General features: G+C 70.3%; 17 protein-coding genes. 10 read left to right on the forward strand and 7 right to left on the reverse strand.

Annotated elements, in window-relative coordinates:
* Nucleotides 1–62 precede the first annotated feature (62 nt).
* Both HTZ82_RS11000 and HTZ82_RS11005 read left to right on the forward strand, forming a co-directional pair.
* Nucleotides 63–548 (forward strand): MerR family transcriptional regulator, encoded by a 486-nt coding sequence (locus HTZ82_RS11000; protein WP_175409150.1) that lies wholly within the window; start codon nucleotides 63–65, stop codon nucleotides 546–548.
* A gap of 4 nt (nucleotides 549–552) precedes the next feature.
* The gene (locus HTZ82_RS11005; RefSeq protein WP_175409151.1) at nucleotides 553–1,659 is read left to right on the forward strand and encodes an aldo/keto reductase; all 1,107 of its coding nucleotides are present in this window, start codon (nucleotides 553–555) and stop codon (nucleotides 1,657–1,659) included.
* A 200-nt stretch (nucleotides 1,660–1,859) separates the two neighbouring features.
* Here the strand turns inward: HTZ82_RS11005 and HTZ82_RS11010 are convergent, their stop codons facing one another.
* From HTZ82_RS11010 to HTZ82_RS11030, 5 genes are all read right to left on the reverse strand, one after another.
* Entirely contained in the window at nucleotides 1,860–2,540 is a 681-nt protein-coding gene (locus HTZ82_RS11010; protein ID WP_175409152.1) for a response regulator transcription factor, read from the reverse strand.
* A 76-nt stretch (nucleotides 2,541–2,616) separates the two neighbouring features.
* Nucleotides 2,617–3,954 (reverse strand): sensor histidine kinase, encoded by a 1,338-nt coding sequence (locus HTZ82_RS11015; RefSeq protein ID WP_175409153.1) that lies wholly within the window; start codon nucleotides 3,952–3,954, stop codon nucleotides 2,617–2,619.
* Nucleotides 3,955–4,093: 139 nt separating this feature from the next.
* Nucleotides 4,094–4,954: a DUF4429 domain-containing protein gene (locus HTZ82_RS11020; protein ID WP_175409154.1), complete on the reverse strand. Its 861-nt coding sequence runs from the start codon at nucleotides 4,952–4,954 to the stop codon at nucleotides 4,094–4,096.
* An 85-nt stretch (nucleotides 4,955–5,039) separates the two neighbouring features.
* Complete coding sequence (locus HTZ82_RS11025; RefSeq protein ID WP_175409155.1) at nucleotides 5,040–6,254, reverse strand: alpha/beta hydrolase; 1,215 nt, start codon at nucleotides 6,252–6,254, stop codon at nucleotides 5,040–5,042.
* 143 nt (nucleotides 6,255–6,397) lie between these two features.
* Nucleotides 6,398–7,084 (reverse strand): TetR/AcrR family transcriptional regulator, encoded by a 687-nt coding sequence (locus tag HTZ82_RS11030; RefSeq protein ID WP_375540797.1) that lies wholly within the window; start codon nucleotides 7,082–7,084, stop codon nucleotides 6,398–6,400.
* 115 nt (nucleotides 7,085–7,199) lie between these two features.
* On the opposite strand from HTZ82_RS11030, the gene HTZ82_RS11035 reads away from it, so the two are divergent.
* Nucleotides 7,200–8,807, forward strand: coding sequence for an MFS transporter (locus tag HTZ82_RS11035; protein WP_175409156.1), 1,608 nt, complete (start codon nucleotides 7,200–7,202; stop codon nucleotides 8,805–8,807).
* A 199-nt stretch (nucleotides 8,808–9,006) separates the two neighbouring features.
* Nucleotides 9,007–9,441, forward strand: coding sequence for a peptidase inhibitor family I36 protein (locus HTZ82_RS11040; protein WP_175409157.1), 435 nt, complete (start codon nucleotides 9,007–9,009; stop codon nucleotides 9,439–9,441).
* Here HTZ82_RS11040 and HTZ82_RS11045 read toward each other — a convergent pair.
* Nucleotides 9,422–10,249, reverse strand: a complete 828-nt coding sequence (locus tag HTZ82_RS11045) for a potassium channel family protein (RefSeq protein WP_175409158.1) — start codon at nucleotides 10,247–10,249, stop codon at nucleotides 9,422–9,424. The two genes, HTZ82_RS11040 and HTZ82_RS11045, sit on opposite strands and share 20 nt — an antisense overlap.
* 63 nt (nucleotides 10,250–10,312) lie before the next feature.
* Nucleotides 10,313–13,060 (reverse strand): pyruvate dehydrogenase (acetyl-transferring), homodimeric type, encoded by a 2,748-nt coding sequence (aceE, locus tag HTZ82_RS11050; RefSeq protein WP_175409159.1) that lies wholly within the window; start codon nucleotides 13,058–13,060, stop codon nucleotides 10,313–10,315.
* Between the two features lie 446 nt (nucleotides 13,061–13,506).
* Here aceE and HTZ82_RS11055 point away from each other — a divergent pair, with 446 nt between their 5' ends.
* From HTZ82_RS11055 to HTZ82_RS11080, 6 genes are all read left to right on the forward strand, one after another.
* Nucleotides 13,507–13,944 (forward strand): DUF3052 domain-containing protein, encoded by a 438-nt coding sequence (locus tag HTZ82_RS11055; RefSeq protein ID WP_309235414.1) that lies wholly within the window; start codon nucleotides 13,507–13,509, stop codon nucleotides 13,942–13,944.
* Between the two features lie 104 nt (nucleotides 13,945–14,048).
* Complete coding sequence (locus HTZ82_RS11060; RefSeq protein ID WP_175409161.1) at nucleotides 14,049–14,507, forward strand: peroxiredoxin; 459 nt, start codon at nucleotides 14,049–14,051, stop codon at nucleotides 14,505–14,507.
* Between the two features lie 135 nt (nucleotides 14,508–14,642).
* Nucleotides 14,643–15,218 (forward strand): TerD family protein, encoded by a 576-nt coding sequence (locus HTZ82_RS11065; protein WP_175409162.1) that lies wholly within the window; start codon nucleotides 14,643–14,645, stop codon nucleotides 15,216–15,218.
* Nucleotides 15,219–15,475: 257 nt separating this feature from the next.
* Entirely contained in the window at nucleotides 15,476–16,051 is a 576-nt protein-coding gene (locus HTZ82_RS11070) for a TerD family protein (protein WP_175409163.1), read from the forward strand.
* Nucleotides 16,052–16,162: 111 nt separating this feature from the next.
* Complete coding sequence (locus HTZ82_RS11075) at nucleotides 16,163–17,308, forward strand: DUF475 domain-containing protein (RefSeq protein ID WP_175409164.1); 1,146 nt, start codon at nucleotides 16,163–16,165, stop codon at nucleotides 17,306–17,308.
* A gap of 156 nt (nucleotides 17,309–17,464) precedes the next feature.
* Nucleotides 17,465–18,205, forward strand: a complete 741-nt coding sequence (locus HTZ82_RS11080; protein WP_175409165.1) for a Tellurium resistance — start codon at nucleotides 17,465–17,467, stop codon at nucleotides 18,203–18,205.
* Nucleotides 18,206–18,434 lie beyond the last annotated feature (229 nt).

An 18,434-nucleotide genomic window follows, 5' to 3' on the forward strand; every position in this document is an offset into this window, starting at 1 on the left:
CGAGGGTACTTCGTCGTTCCGGCGCTTGCTTCGAGTGCACTCGAAGGTCCTAGCGTGGGGGCATGACGGTGATCGAGAGCACCAGGGACGGAACCCGGGAACGGGCCCGGGGACGCACCCGGGGCGCCGACATCTGCGCGGCACCGCCTCCGCACCCGCGCCCCGACGGTGAGGACCGCTACACCATCAGCGAGGTCGCGGCCTGGACCGGCCTCACCGCGCACACCCTCCGCTGGTACGAGCGCATCGGGCTGATGCCGCACGTCGACCGGTCCGCCACCGGCCAGCGCCGGTTCACCAACCGGGACCTGGACTGGCTGGAGCTGGTCGGCAAGCTCCGGCTGACGGGCATGTCCGTCGCGGCGATGGTGCGCTATGCCGAGCTCGTCCGCGAGGGCGAGCACACCTTCGACGCGCGCCGCGAACTGCTGGAGGCCACCCGCCGGGACGTCCGGTCCCGTATCGCGGAGCTCCAGGAGACGCTCGCCGTCCTCGACAGGAAGATCGACATTTACTCGGGCGCTCGCACGCCCCACGAAAGGCCATGAACGCATGACCACCTCCTCCACCTCCTCCACTTCCTCCACTTCCTCCACCACGACCACCACCACCGGGGCCGCGACGACCACGGCCCCTCCTGCGGACCGGATCGCCCAGGTGCGCCTCGGCACCGACGGCCCGCTGGTCGGTGTCCAGGGCTTAGGCGCCATGGGCATGAGCGAGTTCTACGGCGACACCGACCAGGCCGCCGCCCGGGACACCCTCGACGCCGCACTCGAACAGGGCGTCACCCTCCTCGACACCGCCGATATGTACGGCCGTGGCGCCAACGAGGAGTTCCTCGCACCGTTCGTCGCCGCCCATCGCGACGACATCACCATCGCCACCAAGTTCTCCATCACCCGGACCGACGACCCCGCGTCCGGGCCCGGCTGGGCGGTCCGCAATGATCCCGCCTACATCCGCACCGCCGTCGAGGGCAGCCTGCGCCGCCTCGGCGTCGACGTCATCGACCTCTACTACATGCACCGCCGCGATCCCTCCGTGCCGCTCGCCGAGTCCGTCGGCGCCATGGCCGAACTGGTCCACGAGGGCAAGGTCCGGCACCTGGGACTGAGCGAGGTCACCGGAGCCGAACTCCGCGAGGCCCACGCCGTCCACCCCATCGCCGCCCTCCAGTCGGAGTGGTCGCTGTTCTCCCGCGACGTGGAGCACAGCGCCGTCCCCACGGCGGCCGAGCTGGGCGTCGCCCTCGTGCCCTACTCACCACTGGGGCGCGGCTTCCTCACCGGGGCGTTCGCCGACGCCACCAAGGACCTGTCCAGCACTGACATCCGGCGCACCCACCCGCGCTTCTCGGGTGAGAACGCCCAGCGCAACGCCTCCCTCCTGGAGCCTCTCCACACCATCGCCGCCGCCCACGGCGCCACCCCCGCGCAGGTGGCCCTCGCCTGGGTCCACCAGCAGGCGGCCGTCCACCGGCTGACCGTCGTCCCCATCCCCGGCACCCGCCGGCGCGGCCGCCTCCTGGAGAACACCGCGGCGACCCGTATCACCCTCACCGCATCGGAACTCTCCCTCCTCGAACCCCTCGCCGCGCAGGTGTCCGGCGCCCGCTACCCGGACACGACCCTCATCCCCACCACCCGCGAGCAGTAGCCCGCCCCCTCGGGCGACCCGCCCGGCCCGGCACATCGCCCGGGCCGGGCGCGCGGCGACTACGGTCCTCGTCGGCGCTGCGACGAGAAGAAGGTACGCAGACGACACCTCAGCGAGCGTCACACCACGGTGCCAACTGCCGGGTGATACCGGGGTAGGGGGTGTGCTCACCGGCCCGCGCTCCGGCCAGCCGGCGCTCGCTACCGGGTCTCGCCCGGCGTGACCAGCCCCGACTCGTAAGCGAAGACCACGGCCTGCGCCCGGTCCCGCAGCCCCAACTTGGCCAGCACACGGCCGATATGGGTCTTCACCGTCTGCTCCGCCAGCACCAGGTGGTCCGCGATCTCCTGGTTCGACAGACCCCGCGCCACGAGCTCCAGCACCTCCGTCTCCCGTGGCGTCAGCCCGTTCAGCCGCACCGACCGCTGCTTGCGCGAGGCGGGGCGCTGCGCCGCGAAGTCCTCGATCAGCCGCCGCGTCACCGACGGCGCGAGCAGCGCCTCACCGGCCGCCACCACCCGCACGGCGGCGATCAGGTCCGCCGGAGGCGCGTCCTTGAGCAGAAACCCGGAAGCCCCCGCCCGCAGCGCCTCGTACACGTAGTCGTCCACGTCGAACGTGGTCAGCATGAGGACCTTCGGCCGGTGCGTCACTCCGGGCGGCGGGTTCAGGAGTTCACGCGCCGCGGCCAGACCGTCCATCTCGGGCATGCGCACATCCATCAGCACCACGTCCGGATGCGTGGAACGGCCCACCTCCACACCCGCCCGGCCGTCGGGGGCCTCGCCGACCACGTCGATGTCGGGCTGGGCGGACAGCAGCGCGGCGAACCCCGCCCGCACCATGGCCTGGTCGTCGACGATGATCACGCGGATGGTCACGTGGGTCCTTTCATGACGGTCGGGAGAGCGCGCGGCGCGCCGGTCCTGGCCTCCGGCCGGCACGCGCGCGGGGCGGTCAGGGGACCGGTGTGATCAGCGGGAGGCGGGCCGCCACCCGGAAGCCGCCGTCCGGCAGCGGTCCGACGTCGAGCGTTCCGCCCGTCAACCGTACGCGCTCCCGCATCCCCACCAGGCCGTGTCCCGTGCCGGACGTCTCCAGGGGCGAAGTCGGCTCGGTGGGCGGCCCGTTCACGACGAGCACGATCAGCCACTCCAAGTTGGGGGAGCGCGACACCGACACCCTGGTCGTGGCCCCCGGTGCGTGCCGCACCACATTGGCCAGCGCCTCCTGCACGATCCGGTAGGCGGAAAGGTCCACCGCCTGCGGCACCGGACCCAACTCCCCGGCCAGGGACAGATCGACCGGCACCCCCGCCCGTATCGTCGCCTCCACCAGATGCCGCAGCCGGTCCAGCCGCGGCTGCGGCGTCCGCTCGCCGTCCCCGTTCTCACTGCGCAGCACCGCCAGCAGCCGGCGCATCTCGGTGAGGGACTCCCGGGCCGACGCGGCGATCGTCGAGAACTCCTCGCAGGCGGCGTCCGGCAGGTCCTTGATCCGGTACGGCGCCGAATCCGCCTGCACCGTGATCACCGACATGTGGTGGGCCACCACGTCGTGCAGCTCACGCGCGATACGGGCACGCTCCTCAAGCAGCGTCCGCCGGGCCCGCTCCGCCTCACTGATCGCCTCCTGCTCGACGAGTCTTCGCTGGGCGTCGCCGCGCTCCCGCAGCGTCCCGGTCACGAGCAGCACGATCCCGCTCAGCACGAACAGCAGCACATGGACCGGGCCCGCATGCTCCGGCGCGGCCAGCGCGAACGCGAACCCGACGGCGCCCGTCACCAGCCACACGCAGAGCAGCGTCCGACGCCGCTCGCGCAGCCCCACGGCAAGCATCAGCACCAGATAGCCGATCACGACCATAGGCGTCCACGGCCACTGTCTGCCCCCGCCGAGGTCCGCGTCCGCCAGCATCAGCACCGCACCGACCACATCAGCCGTGAAGACGAGCCACCATGCCAGGAGCGGCCGCCGCACGGCCAGCAGCAGCGGAACCGTCTGCGCGGGAGCCAGCACACCGGCGAGACCGCCGTGCATGCCGTAGTCATCGACCAGCACGATGATCGTGACCGGCAGGAGCGAGGCGACACACGCCAGCGCCACGACATACGGCAGGACGCGCAGCCACCACGGGGAGGACCCGCCGAGCAGGGGGCTCCCCGGGGCCGTGGGCGTCGCCAGCGCGTCGGCCACCGCGCCCCACGTCCTCCACACGGAACGCCCCGCGCGCGCCACGGCCGCGCCGCGGCCTGCGGGCACCGGGCCGGCCGGGGCCGGGGATTCGTTGCTCATGATCCCGTAAGCGTAGGCGCGGGCCGCTCTCGCGGCGTCATACCAGGGAGCCAGTTCCCGGCCTCATACCCAGGTACGACACGCCCGGTCCGGTGCCGGACGGCCGCGCCCTCGCCACGCCCCTGCGGCTCCGCGGCCGCTACAGCTCCGCGAGCAGCTCGGCCTTCTTCGCCGTGAACTCCTCGTCCGTCACCAGCCCCGCCCGGTGCAGCTCGCCGAGGTGCCGGATCCGGTCCGCGATGTCGGCGGGGTCCCGCCGGGCCGCCGCCACCGGAACCGGCACCGGGACCGCCCCATCGGCGTTCCGCACGGCCTCCAGCACCGCTGCCGCGAACGGCAGCGACTCGTGCACCGGCCCGTACCCGAGCCCGAAGACGACCGCGGCCGGGTCCTGGTCCGCCTGCGCCGGCTGACCCTCGCCACCGCGCCGCACCAGCCGCAGATACCCGTCCAGGACGTCCGGCGACCGCCATTCGACGCCGCTCAGGTCGGTCACCGCGAACGTCTGGTCGCCGGCTTTCCACTTCGCGGACGACGCCCCGGTCCAGAACCAGCGGAACGCCACGCTCCGCCCGTCGAAGGACGCCTTGCCGTCGTACGCCTTGAACTGGAGCGGTGCCTCGGGCGCCGCCACCACGAACCGCTCGGACCGCTCGGCCCTGTCCGGCCCGAGCCGCGCCCGCAGCTCGTCCGCGTAGTACTCGGCGAGGGTCTCCCGGTCGGCGGGCAGCACGAGGCGGTACGGGTCGCAGCTCTCCTTGAGCTGGCCCGCGGCCGCCTCCATCAGCGGGTCCGCACCCTCCCGCGGCACCGCGTGCAGGACCACCGTGCCCCGCTTGCCCGGGGAGAGGGTCACCGACGCCAGCGCCTCGTGGGGCACACGTCTTTCGCGCAGCGCCTGGAACAGCTTCGGCGCGCGGATCCCCCGTTCGAAGCGGATGAGCACGGCATCGGGTTCGAACTCCCAGGTGGCATGAATTCCGGCCAGCACATCACCCATGCGCCTCATCGTATGCGGCGTGCGCCCGCGCGTCGCCCCTGGAAGAGGTGCGGAAATGGACTAGCCTTCCCGCCTTCTACGCGGGTCAGAGCTGTCCGGCGCCGGAAATTCCACTTCGGCAGGTGCTGTCGTCGGCCGCGCAGCGCAGGCTGTCGTACGAGCCGACCCCTATGCCCGCGAGGTTGCGCAGGCTCTCGGTGCCCGGCTCGAAGTAGCCGCCGTGGCCGCCCGCGCCGGCCGCCGAGAGCAGCCGGGCGCCGAACGCGGGGTCCACCGGGTCCTCGCCGTGGCCCAGCCCGCCGACGTCCAGGTGCGGCACGTCCGCGATCCAGTCGTCGGCGTCCCGCATGGCCCACACGCGCGCACGCGTGTCCAGCTCCGCCGCGGTGCCGGCCCGCATCCCGGGGCTGCCGGCCACCGCGATGTCGGAGACCCTCTCGGGCAGCCGGCGCGCGGCCAACCCGCACACGACGGAGCCGTAGCTGTGGCAGAACAGGGAGACCCGCGAGTTGCCGGGCAGCGCCTCCGTCAAGGAGACCAGCCGCAGGGCGCCCTCCTCGGCGAGCCTGCCGGTCGCCGCGTCCATGCCGACCCCGGCGGGCGCGGTGTAGTCGCCCCAGGCGATCACGGCGGTACGGACGCCGGGGGCGGCCCGGCGCTCGGCGGCGTACAGGGACTCGGCCATGCCGACCGGCGCCGTGTAGCGGCGGGCCGTCTTCTGGAAGGTGAGCAGCGTCGTGTCGACACCCGGCACGATCACCGACACCCGCTCGGCCCGCTTCAGGTCGCCGAACACCTCGGCGACTCGGCCCTTGCCCGACGGGTCGAAGGCGAGGATCTGCCGGCCCTTCCGCATGAGGGACGAGAACCGGTGGACCCTCCGTACGGCCTCCTGGCGCCCGTCGGGGGAGAGCCTGCTGTCCTTGAGGCGCGGCCTCTCGGCGGCGAGGGCCTCCGCCAGGGAACGCCGATTGGCCCGGTACCTCAGGGCGAGCGGCACGCCGTCGAGGTTGCCCACGACGAGGGGGTGCTCGGCGGCGAGCCGGTCACGCTGCGCGGGCTTGAGTGAGGCGAAGAAACCGGCCACGACGCCGGGCGGTGATGTCGGGCTGGGGAGCGCCCGGGCGCCGACCCGGTCGGCCTGCCACGCGGCGATCGCCCCCTTCCAGGAGTCCGCCGGAGCGCCGCGTTGCCGGTGGACCGCGGTCCAGCCGGTGGTCGCGAGGAGGACGAACACCACCGCGAGGGCGAGCAGGGTGCGCCAGACGGTGAGCGTGGGGGAGGCGATGAAGGAAGTCACTACGAGACACCCTAGGAGACGGCAGAAGCCGCCCGGTCACAGGGTGACGCAGATCACGGTTCAGTGTGGCGTTCCGGGGAAGGGGTCGCACGCCCGGGAGTCGCGCATGTCACAGCGCGCGCAGGGCACGGGCTCCGCGCATGTCACGGGGTGCGCCAGCCGGTCGCCAGTGCGGGACCCAGGTGGTCCAGGTAGTTCTCGGTGATGGCGCGGATCGCTTCGAGGCTGGTGTCCTCGCCCCGTACCCACATCTGACCGGTGACCCGCATGACGCCGCTGAAGGCGGCGACGGCCACACGGGGCCGGGGATCGGTGTCCACGTCGAGGCCCTCCCGGTCGGCGATGAGCCGGGCGATGTTCTCCTCCATCTCGAAGGAGCGGCGCAGATGGACGGCGAGAAGGGACGGCGTCGACTCGATCACCTGGAGCATGCGCAGGTACACCTCGACCGGCACCAGCTCCGTGATGGCCTCGCCGATGGTGTCCCAGGCGCCGAGCACCGAGTTGCGGAGCGCGTCGAAGGGGCCCTCGTCGGCGGGACGCGCGCGTAGCGCCGTCACGAAGTGCTGCTCGGCCATCTGCTGCAGGGCGAACGCGACCTCTTCCTTGCTGGCGAAATAGCGGAAGAACGTGCGCTGCGAGACCTCGACGCTGTCGACGATCTCGTCGACCGTCGTCTCCTCGTATCCCTGGGTGGTGAAGAGCTCCAGCGCGGTGCGCAGCAGGGCGGCGCGGGTGCGCTGTTTCTTGCGCTCCCGCAGCCCTGTGGCCGTGCCCGCCGTGCCGACCGTGCCTGCCGTGGTCGGCTGCTTCGGCTGCTCACCCGTCACTTCATGGTCCTCGATTCGCCTCTTCTGCCAGCTCAGCCTATCTGTGAGCGATGTGACAGTTACCGGCGTGTGAATCGCTTTGTCAATTGTCAGTGGCTGACATTAGCCTCGCGGTATGACTAGTCAGCCCACCATCGAGAAGGCGCCGCGCAACCCGGAACCGGTGCCCGCGCCGACCAAGGGCCTCCGCGGCCACCCGTGGGGCACCCTCTTCGCTGTCGCAGTCGGCGTCATGATGGTCGCGCTCGACGGCACGATCGTCGCGATCGCCAATCCCGCGATCCAGCAGGACCTGGGCGCGACACTCGCCGACGTCCAGTGGATCACCAACGGCTATCTGCTGGCGCTCGCCGTCGCCCTGATCACGGCGGGCAAGCTCGGCGACCGCTTCGGCCACCGCCAGACGTTTCTCATAGGCATCGCCGGGTTCGCCGTCGCCTCCGCCGCGATCGGCCTCTCCGGCTCGATCGCCCTCGTGATCGGCTTCCGAGTGCTCCAAGGGCTCTTCGGCGCCCTGCTGATGCCGGCCGCGCTCGGCCTGCTGAGGGCCACCTTCCCGGCGGAGAAGCTCAACATGGCCATCGGTATCTGGGGCATGGTCATCGGTGCCTCGACCGCGGGCGGCCCGATCGTCGGCGGCCTGCTCGTCGAGCACGTCAGCTGGCAGTCCGTGTTCTTCGTCAACGTGCCGGTCGGTGTCGTCGCGCTGGCCATGGGCCTGCTGATCCTCAAGGACCACCGGGCGCGGAACGCGCCCCGCTCCTTCGACCTGCTCGGTATCGCGCTGCTGTCCGCCGCCATGGGGTCGCTCATCTGGGGCATCATCAAAGCCGGCGAGAGCTGGGGCTGGAGCAGCGGTAAGACCTGGGGATTCCTGCTCGGCGCGGTCGTCCTCTTCCTGCTCTTCGCCTTCTGGCAGAACCGGGTCAGGGAACCGCTCATCCCGCTGGCGATGTTCCGCTCCGTCCCGCTGTCCGCGGGTGTGGTGCTGATGGTCCTCATGGCCTTCGCCTTCATGGGCGGCCTCTTCTTCGTGACGTTCTACCTCCAGGGCGTGAAGGGCCTGAGCCCGGTCGACAGCGGACTGCGGCTGCTGCCCCTGACGGCCATGATGATCGTCTCCTCGCCGCTGGCGGGCGCGCTCATCACCAGGTTCGGCCCGCGTATCCCGCTCGTGGGCGGCATGGTGTGCACCGCCGCCGCCATGTTCGGCATGCTCACCCTCACCTCAGGCACCGGCACGCTGGCGACGTCCTTGTGGTTCGCCCTGCTGGGCCTGGGCCTCGCCCCGGTGATGGTGGGCGCCACCGAGGTCATCGTGGGCAACGCCCCGCTGGAGCTCTCGGGTGTGGCCGGCGGTCTCCAGCAGGCTGCCATGCAGGTCGGCGGCGCGCTGGGTACGGCCGTGCTGGGCGCCGTGATGTCGTCCAAGGTCAACGCCGAGTTCGCCGGCAACTGGAAGGACGCGGGCCTCCCGGGTGACCCCGCGCCGGGCCTGGAGCAGGCGGCCGAGTTCGGTACCGTCCCGGCCGAGCTGGCCAAGGCGCCGGGCGTGACGCCGGACGTGCTGGGCGCGATCACCAAGGTCATCCACGACACGTTCATGTCGGGCATGGGCCTCGCCTTCACCGTCGCGGGCGGCGTCGCGGTCGTCGCGGCCCTCGTGGCGACGCTCACCAAGCGCGGCGCCAACGCCGAGGCGGGCGGCGGCGTCCACATCTGAGGGACGCGTGCGCGATCCGCGGACGCGCGCCCCCGTACGACGCCCCGGGCCCCGGCACACCACCCCCGTGCCGGGGCCCGGGGCGTCACCCGTCCGGGTGGTTCCCCCGGGGAGGGCTTCCCTTCGATGGTCACGCAGAGTCAAGCTGTGCGGAGACGTTCAATACGGAGCGTCACGACCTGCGGGGGGATTCACCACCATGCGCACGACCACACGGACCCGGACCGTCCTCACGACCGCCACCCTGGCCGCCGCCGCGCTCGCCGCCGTCCTGCTCACCGCCGGCGCCCCACGGGCCGACGCGGCCCCACCGGCCGACGCCGCCCCACCGGCCGCCGCTTCCCCGCCGAGCCTCGGCACCTGCGGCACCGGACAGCTGTGCCTGTGGCAGAAGGAAGGGTTCCGGGGCAAGCGGTACACGCACGAACTGGCCGACACCGACATCGAAAGCTGTATCGCCCTCCCCGCAGGCACCAGCGCCGCCGCACTCGCCAACCGCACCGGCCGCCCCGTCACCACCTACCAGTCCGCGACGTGCGCCGAGACCGGCGAGTTCGAGACCTACCCCGGCAGCGGTACGTGGGTGCCCCGCTCCCCCTACCAGGTGCGGGCTTTCAAGATCTGGGAGAACTGACCTGGGGCGAGCCGCTCGGCTCCGGGAAGGAGCTCCCGGACAGACCCTCCGGAACCGGCGGCTCGCCCTGCGGTGACGGCGCCGACAGCCGGGCCACCTCGGCCCGCAGCTCCCGCACCTCCTGCGCCAGGTCCTCCAGGAGAGCCGTCCTGCGGCGCTCCTCGGCATCGTCCCGCTCGAAGCGCGAGATGAACCACGCCGCGATGTTCGCCGTGACCACACCGAGCAGCGCGATGCCCGACAGCATCAGACCCACGGCCAGCAGCCGCCCGAGCCCGGTCGTCGGCGCAAGGTCGCCGTAGCCGACGGTCGTCATCGTCGTGAACGACCACCACACCGCGTCACCGAGCGACTTGATGTTCCCGCCCGGCGCGTCCCGCTCCACCTGGAGCACCGCGAGCGAGCCGAACATCATCAGCCCCGCCACGGAGCCCACCACATACGTCGTCAGCGTGATCTGCGACGCCATCCGGGCCCTCCGGCCCACCAGTACCAGCGCCGAGACCAGCCGCAGCAGCCGCAGCGGCTGGACCAGGGGAAGCAGCACCGCGAGGAGGTCCAGCCAATGACTCCGTACGAAGCCCCATCGCGCGGGCGCCAGGCAGAGCCGTACGACGTAGTCGGCGGCGAACGCGCCCCACACCAGCCACTCCACCGTCAGGCAGAGAGCGTGCACCCATGGCGCGGCCTCCGTGGCGACGATCGACACCGCGTACGCGACGCCGAACGCCACGGCCAGCGCCAGCAGCGGCCTCTGCGTGCGCTGCTCCCACCGGACCTGCGCCGTCGGTTCTTTCATGCCGCGCATATTAAGGGGGAGCGGGGAGCGGGGCCGCCTCCGAGCCCCGGCTCCCCGCCGCCGCGCGGTGTGCTACGCGTCGCCGCCGGCTGCGCCCGTCTCGGCCGCCGCCACGTCCAGCAGCTGGTAGCGGTCCACCGCCTGCTTCAGCACCGAGCGGTCCACCTTGCCCTGCCGCGACAGTTCCGTCAGCACCGCCAGCACGATCGACTGCGCGTCGATGTGGAAGTAGCGCCGCGCCGCACCCCGCGTGTCCGCGAAACCGAAGCCGTCAGCACCGAGCGACGTGTACGGGCCCGGCACCCAGCGCGCGATCTGATCGGGAACCGACCGCATCCAGTCGGAGACGGCCACGAACGGCCCCTCCGCGCCCGTGAGCTTCCGCGTCACGTACGGAACGCGCTGCTCCTCCTCCGGGTGCAGCAGGTTGTACTCCTCCGCCTCCACGGCATCGCGGCGCAGCTCGTTCCACGACGTCGCCGACCACACGTCGGCCCGGACGTTCCACTCCTCCGCGAGGATCCGCTGGGCCTCGACGGCCCACGGAACGGCCACACCGGACGCCATGATCTGCGCCGGGATCCCGCCCGACTCCCCGGCCCGGAAGCGGTGGATGCCCTTGACGATGCCCTCGACGTCGACGTCCGCCGGCTCCGCCGGGTGCTGGATCGGCTCGTTGTAGACGGTCAGGTAGTAGAAGACGTCCTCGCCGTGCGGGTGCTCATCGGACGAGCCGTACATCCGCCGCAGACCGTCCTGGACGATATGCGCGATCTCGAAGCCGAACGCCGGGTCGTACGCGACACAGCCCGGGTTCGTCGAGGCCAGCAGCTGGGAGTGGCCGTCCGCGTGCTGCAGACCCTCACCGGTCAGCGTCGTACGGCCGGCGGTCGCGCCCAGCACGAAGCCGCGCGCCAGCTGGTCGGCCATCTGCCAGAACTGGTCGCCGGTCCGCTGGAAACCGAACATCGAGTAGAAGACGTACACCGGGATCAGCGGTTCGCCGTGCGTGGCGTACGCCGAGCCCGCGGCGATCAGCGACGCCGTGCAGCCCGCCTCAGAGATGCCGTCGTGCAGCATCTGCCCCGTCGGCGACTCCTTGTACGCGAGCAGCAGCTCACGGTCCACGGCCTCGTACTGCTGGCCCAGCGGGTTGTAGATCTTGGCGCTCGGGAAGAACGAGTCCATACCGAACGTGCGGTACTCGTCCGGCGCGATCAGCACGAACCGCTTGCCGATCTCCTTGTCCCGCATCAGGTCCTTCAGCAGCCGCACGAACGCCATCGTCGTCGCGATCGACTGCTGCCCCGACCCCTTCTTCACCGCCGCGTACGTCTTGTCCTCCGGCAGCACCAGCGGCTTCGACCGCACGACCCGGGTCGGGACGTACCCGCCCAGCGCCTTGCGGCGGTCGTGCATGTACTGGATCTCCTCCGTGTCCCGGCCCGGGTGGTAGTACGGCGGCAGGCCCGACTCCAGCTGGTCGTCGGGGATCGGCAGGTGCAGCCGGTCCCGGAACCGCTTCAGGTCGTCGACCGTCAGCTTCTTCATCTGGTGCGTCGCGTTGCGGCCCTCGAAGTTCGGGCCGAGCGTCCAGCCCTTGACGGTCTTGGCCAGGATCACCGTCGGCTGGCCCTTGTGGGCGCGCGCCGCCGCATAGGCGGCATAGATCTTCCGGTGGTCGTGACCGCCGCGGCCCAGGTAGAGGATCTGGTCGTCGGTCATTCCCTCGACCATCGCGCGCAGCCGGTGGTCGTCGCCGAAGAAGTGCTCCCTGATGTACGCGCCGGTCTCCGTGGCGTACGTCTGGAACTGCCCGTCCGGCGTGGTGTTCATCTTGTTGACCAGGACCCCGTCCCGGTCCTGGGCCAGCAGCGGGTCCCAGGAACGGTCCCAGATCAGCTTGATCACGTTCCAGCCGGCGCCGCGGAAGACGGACTCCAGCTCCTGGATGACCTTGCCGTTGCCCCGCACCGGACCGTCGAGGCGCTGCAGGTTGCAGTTCACGACGAAGGTGAGGTTGTCCAGGCCCTCGCGGGCCGCCAGGGTCAGCTGGCCCAGCGACTCTGGCTCGTCCATCTCGCCGTCGCCGAGGAACGCCCACACATGGGACTGCTCCGTGTCGGCGATCCCGCGCGCGTGCATGTAGCGGTTCATCCGCGCCTGGTAGATCGCGCCGATGGGGCCCAGGCCCATGGAGACCGTCGGGAACTCCCAGAAGTCCGGCATCAGCCGCGGGTGCGGATACGACGACAGACCGTTCGGGTACTTCGACTTCTCCTGGCGGAACGCGTCGAGCTGCGTCTCGTTCAGCCGGTCCAGCAGGAACGCGCGGGCGTAGATACCGGGCGAGGCGTGGCCCTGGAAGAAGATCTGGTCGCCGCCGTCACCGCCGTCCTTGCCCCGGAAGAAGTGGTTGAAGCCCACGTCGTACAGGGAGGCGGAGGAGGCGAACGTGGCGATGTGGCCGCCGACGCCGATCCCGGGGCGCTGCGCGCGCGAGACCATCACGGCCGCGTTCCAGCGGGTCGCGTTGAGGATCTTGCGCTCGATCTCCTCGTTGCCGGGGAAGAACGGCTCGTCCTTGGTGGCGATGGTGTTGACGTAGTCCGTGCTGCGCATCTCGGGCACGGCCACGCGCTTCTCGCGGGCCCGCTCGATCAGGCGGAGCATCAGATAGCGGGCCCGCTCGCGGCCCCGCTCGTCGACGGCGGCGTCGAGCGAGTCGAGCCATTCCTGGGTCTCCTCCGGATCGAAGTCCGGGACCTGGCTGGGAAGGCCGCCAATGATGATCGGGTTGCGATCGGATCCGGAAGCCACGCTGTTCCTTCGCTGCTCGGGTGCCTACGGGGATGTCGTGCGTGCCATGAGGCCGACGGGTGCGGGATACACGGCGGACGGAGGGGTACATGGGGTGGGGCGGAGTACGGAGTCTCGGCTGTACGGTCGCGTCGCCACCATCGTGTACCTCCTGCCCGCGTACGTCATCTCTACCGAGGGGTAACCCCTCTCGGTCGGCCCAGAGCGGGCGGCCGCCGGGCGGGTCCCGAATACAACAGCCTAAAGTGGGTCAAGAGGTGTGGTCCATGTCGTGAGCCCGGAGGAGCGGGCGCCTGAGCTTGGGGCAGGACGGCCCCAAAAGTCACCGTTTCGGCGGTCTAGGTCGCCGGGTACTTGCGCGATCCGCCCAGCACGTGTGGACTACGCCCCATGCCGCGCGTACGCGTGGCCGAAGTACTTTCCCATTCATGATCAGGAGGCAAGCCGTGAGCGCGACCGCGGACCACGCGGAGGAGCGGACGAACCCTGCCGCGAGGCTGGGGTTCCAGCCCGAGCAGGTGGTCCAGGAGATCGGCTACGACGACGACGTCGACCAGGAGCTCCGCGAGGCCATTGAGCAAGTCATCGGCAGTGAGCTCGTCGACGAGGACTACGACGACGTCGCCGATGCCGTGGTGCTGTGGTTCCGCGACGAGGACGGCGACCTTACGGATGCGCTGGTGGACGCCATCACGTACATCGAGGAAGGTGGCGCGATCCTGCTCCTGACGCCGAAGACCGGGCGTGACGGCTACGTGGAGCCGAGCGAGATCTCCGAAGCCGCGACGACCGCCGGGCTGTCCGCGACCAAGAGCGTCAGCGTCGGCAAGGACTGGAGCGGAAGCCGGCTGGTGACGCCGAAGGCCGCCGCCAAGAAGCGCTGACCACCCGCACCCGCAGACCGAGGGCCCCCGCCGAGCACATCGGCGGGGGCCCTGTGCGTAGGGTGGGACCCACTGCACCGGTCCAGCGAAGGGATGCGTACGCCATGGCGATCGAGGTCGGCACGAAGGCTCCGGACTTCGAACTCAAGGACAACCACGGGCGCACCGTGCGGCTCGGCGACTACCGCGGTGAGAAGAACGTGGTGCTGCTCTTCTACCCGTTCGCCTTCACCGGCGTCTGCACGGGCGAGCTGTGCGCGCTGCGCGACCAGCTGCCCCGGTTCGTCAACGACGACACCCAGCTGCTCGCCGTCTCCAACGACTCCATCCACACCCTGCGCGTCTTCGCCGAGCAGGAGGGCCTGGAGTACCCGCTGCTGTCCGACTTCTGGCCGCACGGCGAGGTCTCCCGCGCCTACGGCGTCTTCGACGAGGAGAAGGGCTGCGCGGTCCGCGGCACCTTCATCATCGACAAGGACGGCATCGTGCGCTGGAGCGTCGTCAACGACCTCCCGGACGCCCGCGACCTGAACGAGTACGTCGAGGCGCTCGACGCCCTCTGATCCCGGTTCGCCCGACACCTCGATTCATCGGTACAAGAGCCTGCTCACGACGGGAACCCGTCACTAGGATCCAGTCGTTGATCCGATGCCAACGCACGACGGGGGCGCTGCCCCTGGAAACCAATGGAGGGACTCGTGGGAGTCAGCCTCAGCAAGGGCGGCAACGTCTCGCTGACCAAGGCCGCACCCAACCTGACCGCCGTCACCGTCGGTCTCGGCTGGGACGTCCGCACCACCACCGGTACGGACTTCGACCTGGACGCCAGCGCTCTGCTGGTGAACGCCCAGGGCAAGGTCGCCACCGACGGCAACTTCGTCTTCTTCAACAACCTCAAGAGCCCCGACGGTTCCGTCGAGCACACCGGCGACAACCTCACCGGTGAGGGCGAGGGCGACGACGAGCAGATCAAGGTCAACCTGGCCGGCGTCCCCGCGGACGTCGAGAAGGTCGTCTTCCCGGTCTCGATCTACGACGCGGAGAACCGTCAGCAGTCCTTCGGCCAGGTGCGCAACGCGTTCATCCGCGTCGTCAACCAGGCCAACAACGAGGAGCTGGCCCGCTACGACCTGAGCGAGGACGCCTCGACGGAGACCGCGATGGTCTTCGGCGAGCTGTACCGCCACGGCGCGGAGTGGAAGTTCCGTGCCATCGGTCAGGGCTACGCCTCGGGCCTGCGCGGCATCGCGCAGGACTTCGGCGTGAACGTCTGAGCACACCGCAGCTTCGTCCGGCGCCGCACTCGTCCGTGCGGCGCCGGACGCGCCCTTTCCGCACCCCCACCGCGCACCGGCGGGCGTACCGGCACCGGAACGGGGCACGATGAGGGCGCGCACACCATGCGACGCACCACCGCACGGGGGGCACACCGCACAGGTCCGGGCGCACCGCACAGGTCCGGGCACCAAGGCCTTGCGCGGGCACGTCGCCGGACGCAGGACACGCAGCACGTCACCGGGGAGGATCATTCATGGGCGTCACGCTCGCCAAGGGAGGCAACGTCTCCCTCTCCAAGGCCGCACCCAACCTGACCCAGGTACTGGTCGGACTCGGCTGGGACGCGCGCTCCACCACCGGAGCGCCCTTCGACCTCGACGCCAGTGCGCTCCTCTGCCAGGCCGGCAGGGTCCTCGGCGACGAGTGGTTCATCTTCTACAACAACCTCACCAGCCCTGACGGGTCGGTCGAGCACACCGGCGACAACCTCACGGGCGAGGGCGACGGCGACGACGAGTCGCTGATCGTGGACCTGTCCAAGGTCCCCGCCCACTGCGACAAGATCATTTTTCCGGTCTCCATCCACGAGGCCGACAACCGCGGGCAGACCTTCGGCCAGGTCAGCAACGCGTTCATCCGCGTCGTCAACCAGGCCGACGGGCAGGAACTGGCCCGCTACGACCTGAGCGAGGACGCCTCCACCGAAACCGCGATGATCTTCGGTGAGCTGTACCGCTACGGCGGGGAATGGAAATTCCGTGCGGTGGGTCAGGGGTACGCGTCGGGCCTCCGCGGCATCGCTCTAGACTTCGGGGTCAATGTTTCCTAAAGCTCGTATCAGGGTTCGTTCAAGGCCCGGCGCGCCCGGGGTGGAGGAGTCCCTCGCGGAGTCCCTCCGCCCGGCGGCGCACGGGGGACCCCCAAGACGATTGGGTAGCCAGTGGTTCTGAAAACCTTCGGGTGGTCGTTCGCCGTCACGGCGGGCGGCCTCGCCTTCGCCGCATGGCAGTGGGGGTGGGAGGCGTTCGGGATCGTTCTGATCCTGTCGATCCTCGAAATCTCCCTCTCCTTCGACAACGCGGTCGTCAACGCCGGAATCCTCAAGAAGATGAATGCCTTCTGGCAGCGGATCTTCCTGACGATCGGCATTCTGATCGCCGTGTTCGGCATGCGACTGGTCTTCCCTGTCGTCATCGTCGCCATCAGCGCCAAGGTCGGCCCCATCGAGGCCGTCCAGCTCGCGATGAACCAGCCGCAGCAGTACGAGAACCTGGTCACCGACGCGCACGCCGCCATCGCCGCGTTCGGCGGAATGTTCCTGCTGATGATCTTCCTTGACTTCATCTTCGAGGAGCGCGAGTTCAAGTGGCTCGCCTGGCTGGAGCGCCCCCTGGCGAAGTTCGGCAAGATCGACATGCTGTCGGTCTGCATCGCACTGATCGTCCTGCTGGTCACGGCCATGACGTTCGCCACCGAGGCGCACACCAGCACCGGCCACGTGGACAAGTCGGCCACGGTGCTGCTGTCCGGCGTCGCCGGCCTCATCACGTACCTGGTCGTCGGCGGCCTCTCCGGCTACTTCGAGGACAAGCTCGAGGAAGAGGAGGAGCGCGAGCACGAGGAGGAGGAGAAGGCCAAGCAGGAGGGCAAGCAGGTCTCCATGGTCGGCCTGGCCGGCAAGGCAGCCTTCTTCCTGTTCCTCTACCTGGAGGTCCTGGACGCGTCGTTCTCCTTCGACGGTGTCATCGGCGCGTTCGCCATCACCAACCACATCTTCTGGATGGCGCTCGGCCTCGGCATCGGCGCCATGTACGTCCGGTCGCTCACGGTCTACCTGGTCCGCCAGGGCACCCTCGACGACTACGTGTACCTGGAGCACGGCGCGCACTACGCGATCGGCGCCCTCGCCGTGATCCTGCTGATCACCATCCAGCACGAGATCAGCGAGATCATCACCGGCCTCGTCGGTGTCTTCCTCATCGCCGCGTCGTTCTTCTCCTCGGTCCGCCGCAACAAGCTGCTGGAGGCAGCCGAGGGAAAAGCTGAGGGACCCGGGGAGAAGGCCGAGGTCTCGTCCGGGGTGTGACGGTGTCCTGCGGGCGCCCCGTGCGGGCGTCCGGTGTGACGTCCACTGCATGAGACCGGGGTGTGACTGCTCCGGCAATGCGGAACGCTTCTGAGCGGGGCGGCCGGGTGCTCCCGGCCGCCCCGTGGCGTATCCGCAACACATGGGGGTGGGGGCATGGCCTTCTGGGACAGCCTGTGGCCGAACAGGGCGGCGCAGTTCGACTCGGGCAGCGCGGCCAGCAACGCGATCGACCTGACGAGGCGACGCCCGACGATCTCACTGACCAAACAGGGCGCCGCCAACGGCAATCTGCGCGTCAACCTCTCCTGGCAGATGCGGACCTCCGACATCGAGGGCAGGTCCAAGCAGAGCGGACGCCTGCTGCGGCACCCGCTCAAGTTCTTCCAGCCCGAGCCCGTCCAGGCGCACACGCAGGGCGTCGCGACCGTGGACCTGGACATCGGATGCCTGTACGAGCTCGCCGACGGCACCAAGGGCGTCGTCCAGCCGCTCGGCGGCTACTACGGCGACCTCAACGACGCGCCGTACGTCAAGCTCACGGGCGACGACCGGTTCGGATCGGGGTCCGGTGAGACGATCTTCGTCAATCTCGACCACCGCGACGACATCAAGCGGCTGCTGTTCTTCGTCTACATCTACGACCAGACACCGGCGTTCGACCGGACGCACGCCAAGATGACGCTCTACCCGAGCAACGGCCCGCGCATCGAGATCGAGCTGGACGAGCGCGCACCCGAGGCGCGCTCCTGCGCGGTGTTCCTGCTGGAGAACGTCAAGGGCGACCTGCTCGTACGGCGTGAGGTGAAGTTCGTGTACGGATTCCAGGGCGAGCTGGACCGGATGTACGGGTGGGGCATGCAGTGGGGGCGCGGCTTCAAGGCGGGCAAGGTCTGACGTAGGTGCCGTGTCCTGCCGTGTCGCGCCCCGTCGGCGCACCCCGGGCCCTGGGCATCGGGCACCGGCCCCGAGGGCTCAGGGGCGCATGAACTGCGGGCCCATGGGCGGCAGCTGGAAGTGCGGGTCCGGCACGGGCGCACCCGCCGGAGCGGCGGCCGGGGCGGGAGCGGCGTGCGGGTAGCCGTACGCGGGCTGCGGCGAGGGCGACCCGTACGGGGGCGCGGCC

The organism is Streptomyces sp. TRM64462, from assembly GCF_013362995.1.
Lineage (GTDB): Bacteria > Actinomycetota > Actinomycetes > Streptomycetales > Streptomycetaceae > Streptomyces.

What these genes read in the sequence shown, in the direction of transcription:
- HTZ82_RS11045 (WP_175409158.1), bottom strand. Translation starts at nt 10,249, where the DNA reads ATGCGCGGCATGAAAGAACCGACGGCGCAGGTCCGGTGGGAGCAGCGC.
- HTZ82_RS11060 (WP_175409161.1), top strand. Translation starts at nt 14,049, where the DNA reads ATGGCGATCGAGGTCGGCACGAAGGCTCCGGACTTCGAACTCAAGGAC.
- HTZ82_RS11015 (WP_175409153.1), bottom strand. Translation starts at nt 3,954, where the DNA reads ATGAGCAACGAATCCCCGGCCCCGGCCGGCCCGGTGCCCGCAGGCCGC.
- HTZ82_RS11000 (WP_175409150.1), top strand. Translation starts at nt 63, where the DNA reads ATGACGGTGATCGAGAGCACCAGGGACGGAACCCGGGAACGGGCCCGG.
- HTZ82_RS11035 (WP_175409156.1), top strand. Translation starts at nt 7,200, where the DNA reads ATGACTAGTCAGCCCACCATCGAGAAGGCGCCGCGCAACCCGGAACCG.
- HTZ82_RS11070 (WP_175409163.1), top strand. Translation starts at nt 15,476, where the DNA reads ATGGGCGTCACGCTCGCCAAGGGAGGCAACGTCTCCCTCTCCAAGGCC.
- HTZ82_RS11020 (WP_175409154.1), bottom strand. Translation starts at nt 4,954, where the DNA reads ATGGGTGATGTGCTGGCCGGAATTCATGCCACCTGGGAGTTCGAACCC.
- HTZ82_RS11005 (WP_175409151.1), top strand. Translation starts at nt 553, where the DNA reads ATGACCACCTCCTCCACCTCCTCCACTTCCTCCACTTCCTCCACCACG.
- HTZ82_RS11080 (WP_175409165.1), top strand. Translation starts at nt 17,465, where the DNA reads ATGGCCTTCTGGGACAGCCTGTGGCCGAACAGGGCGGCGCAGTTCGAC.
- HTZ82_RS11040 (WP_175409157.1), top strand. Translation starts at nt 9,007, where the DNA reads ATGCGCACGACCACACGGACCCGGACCGTCCTCACGACCGCCACCCTG.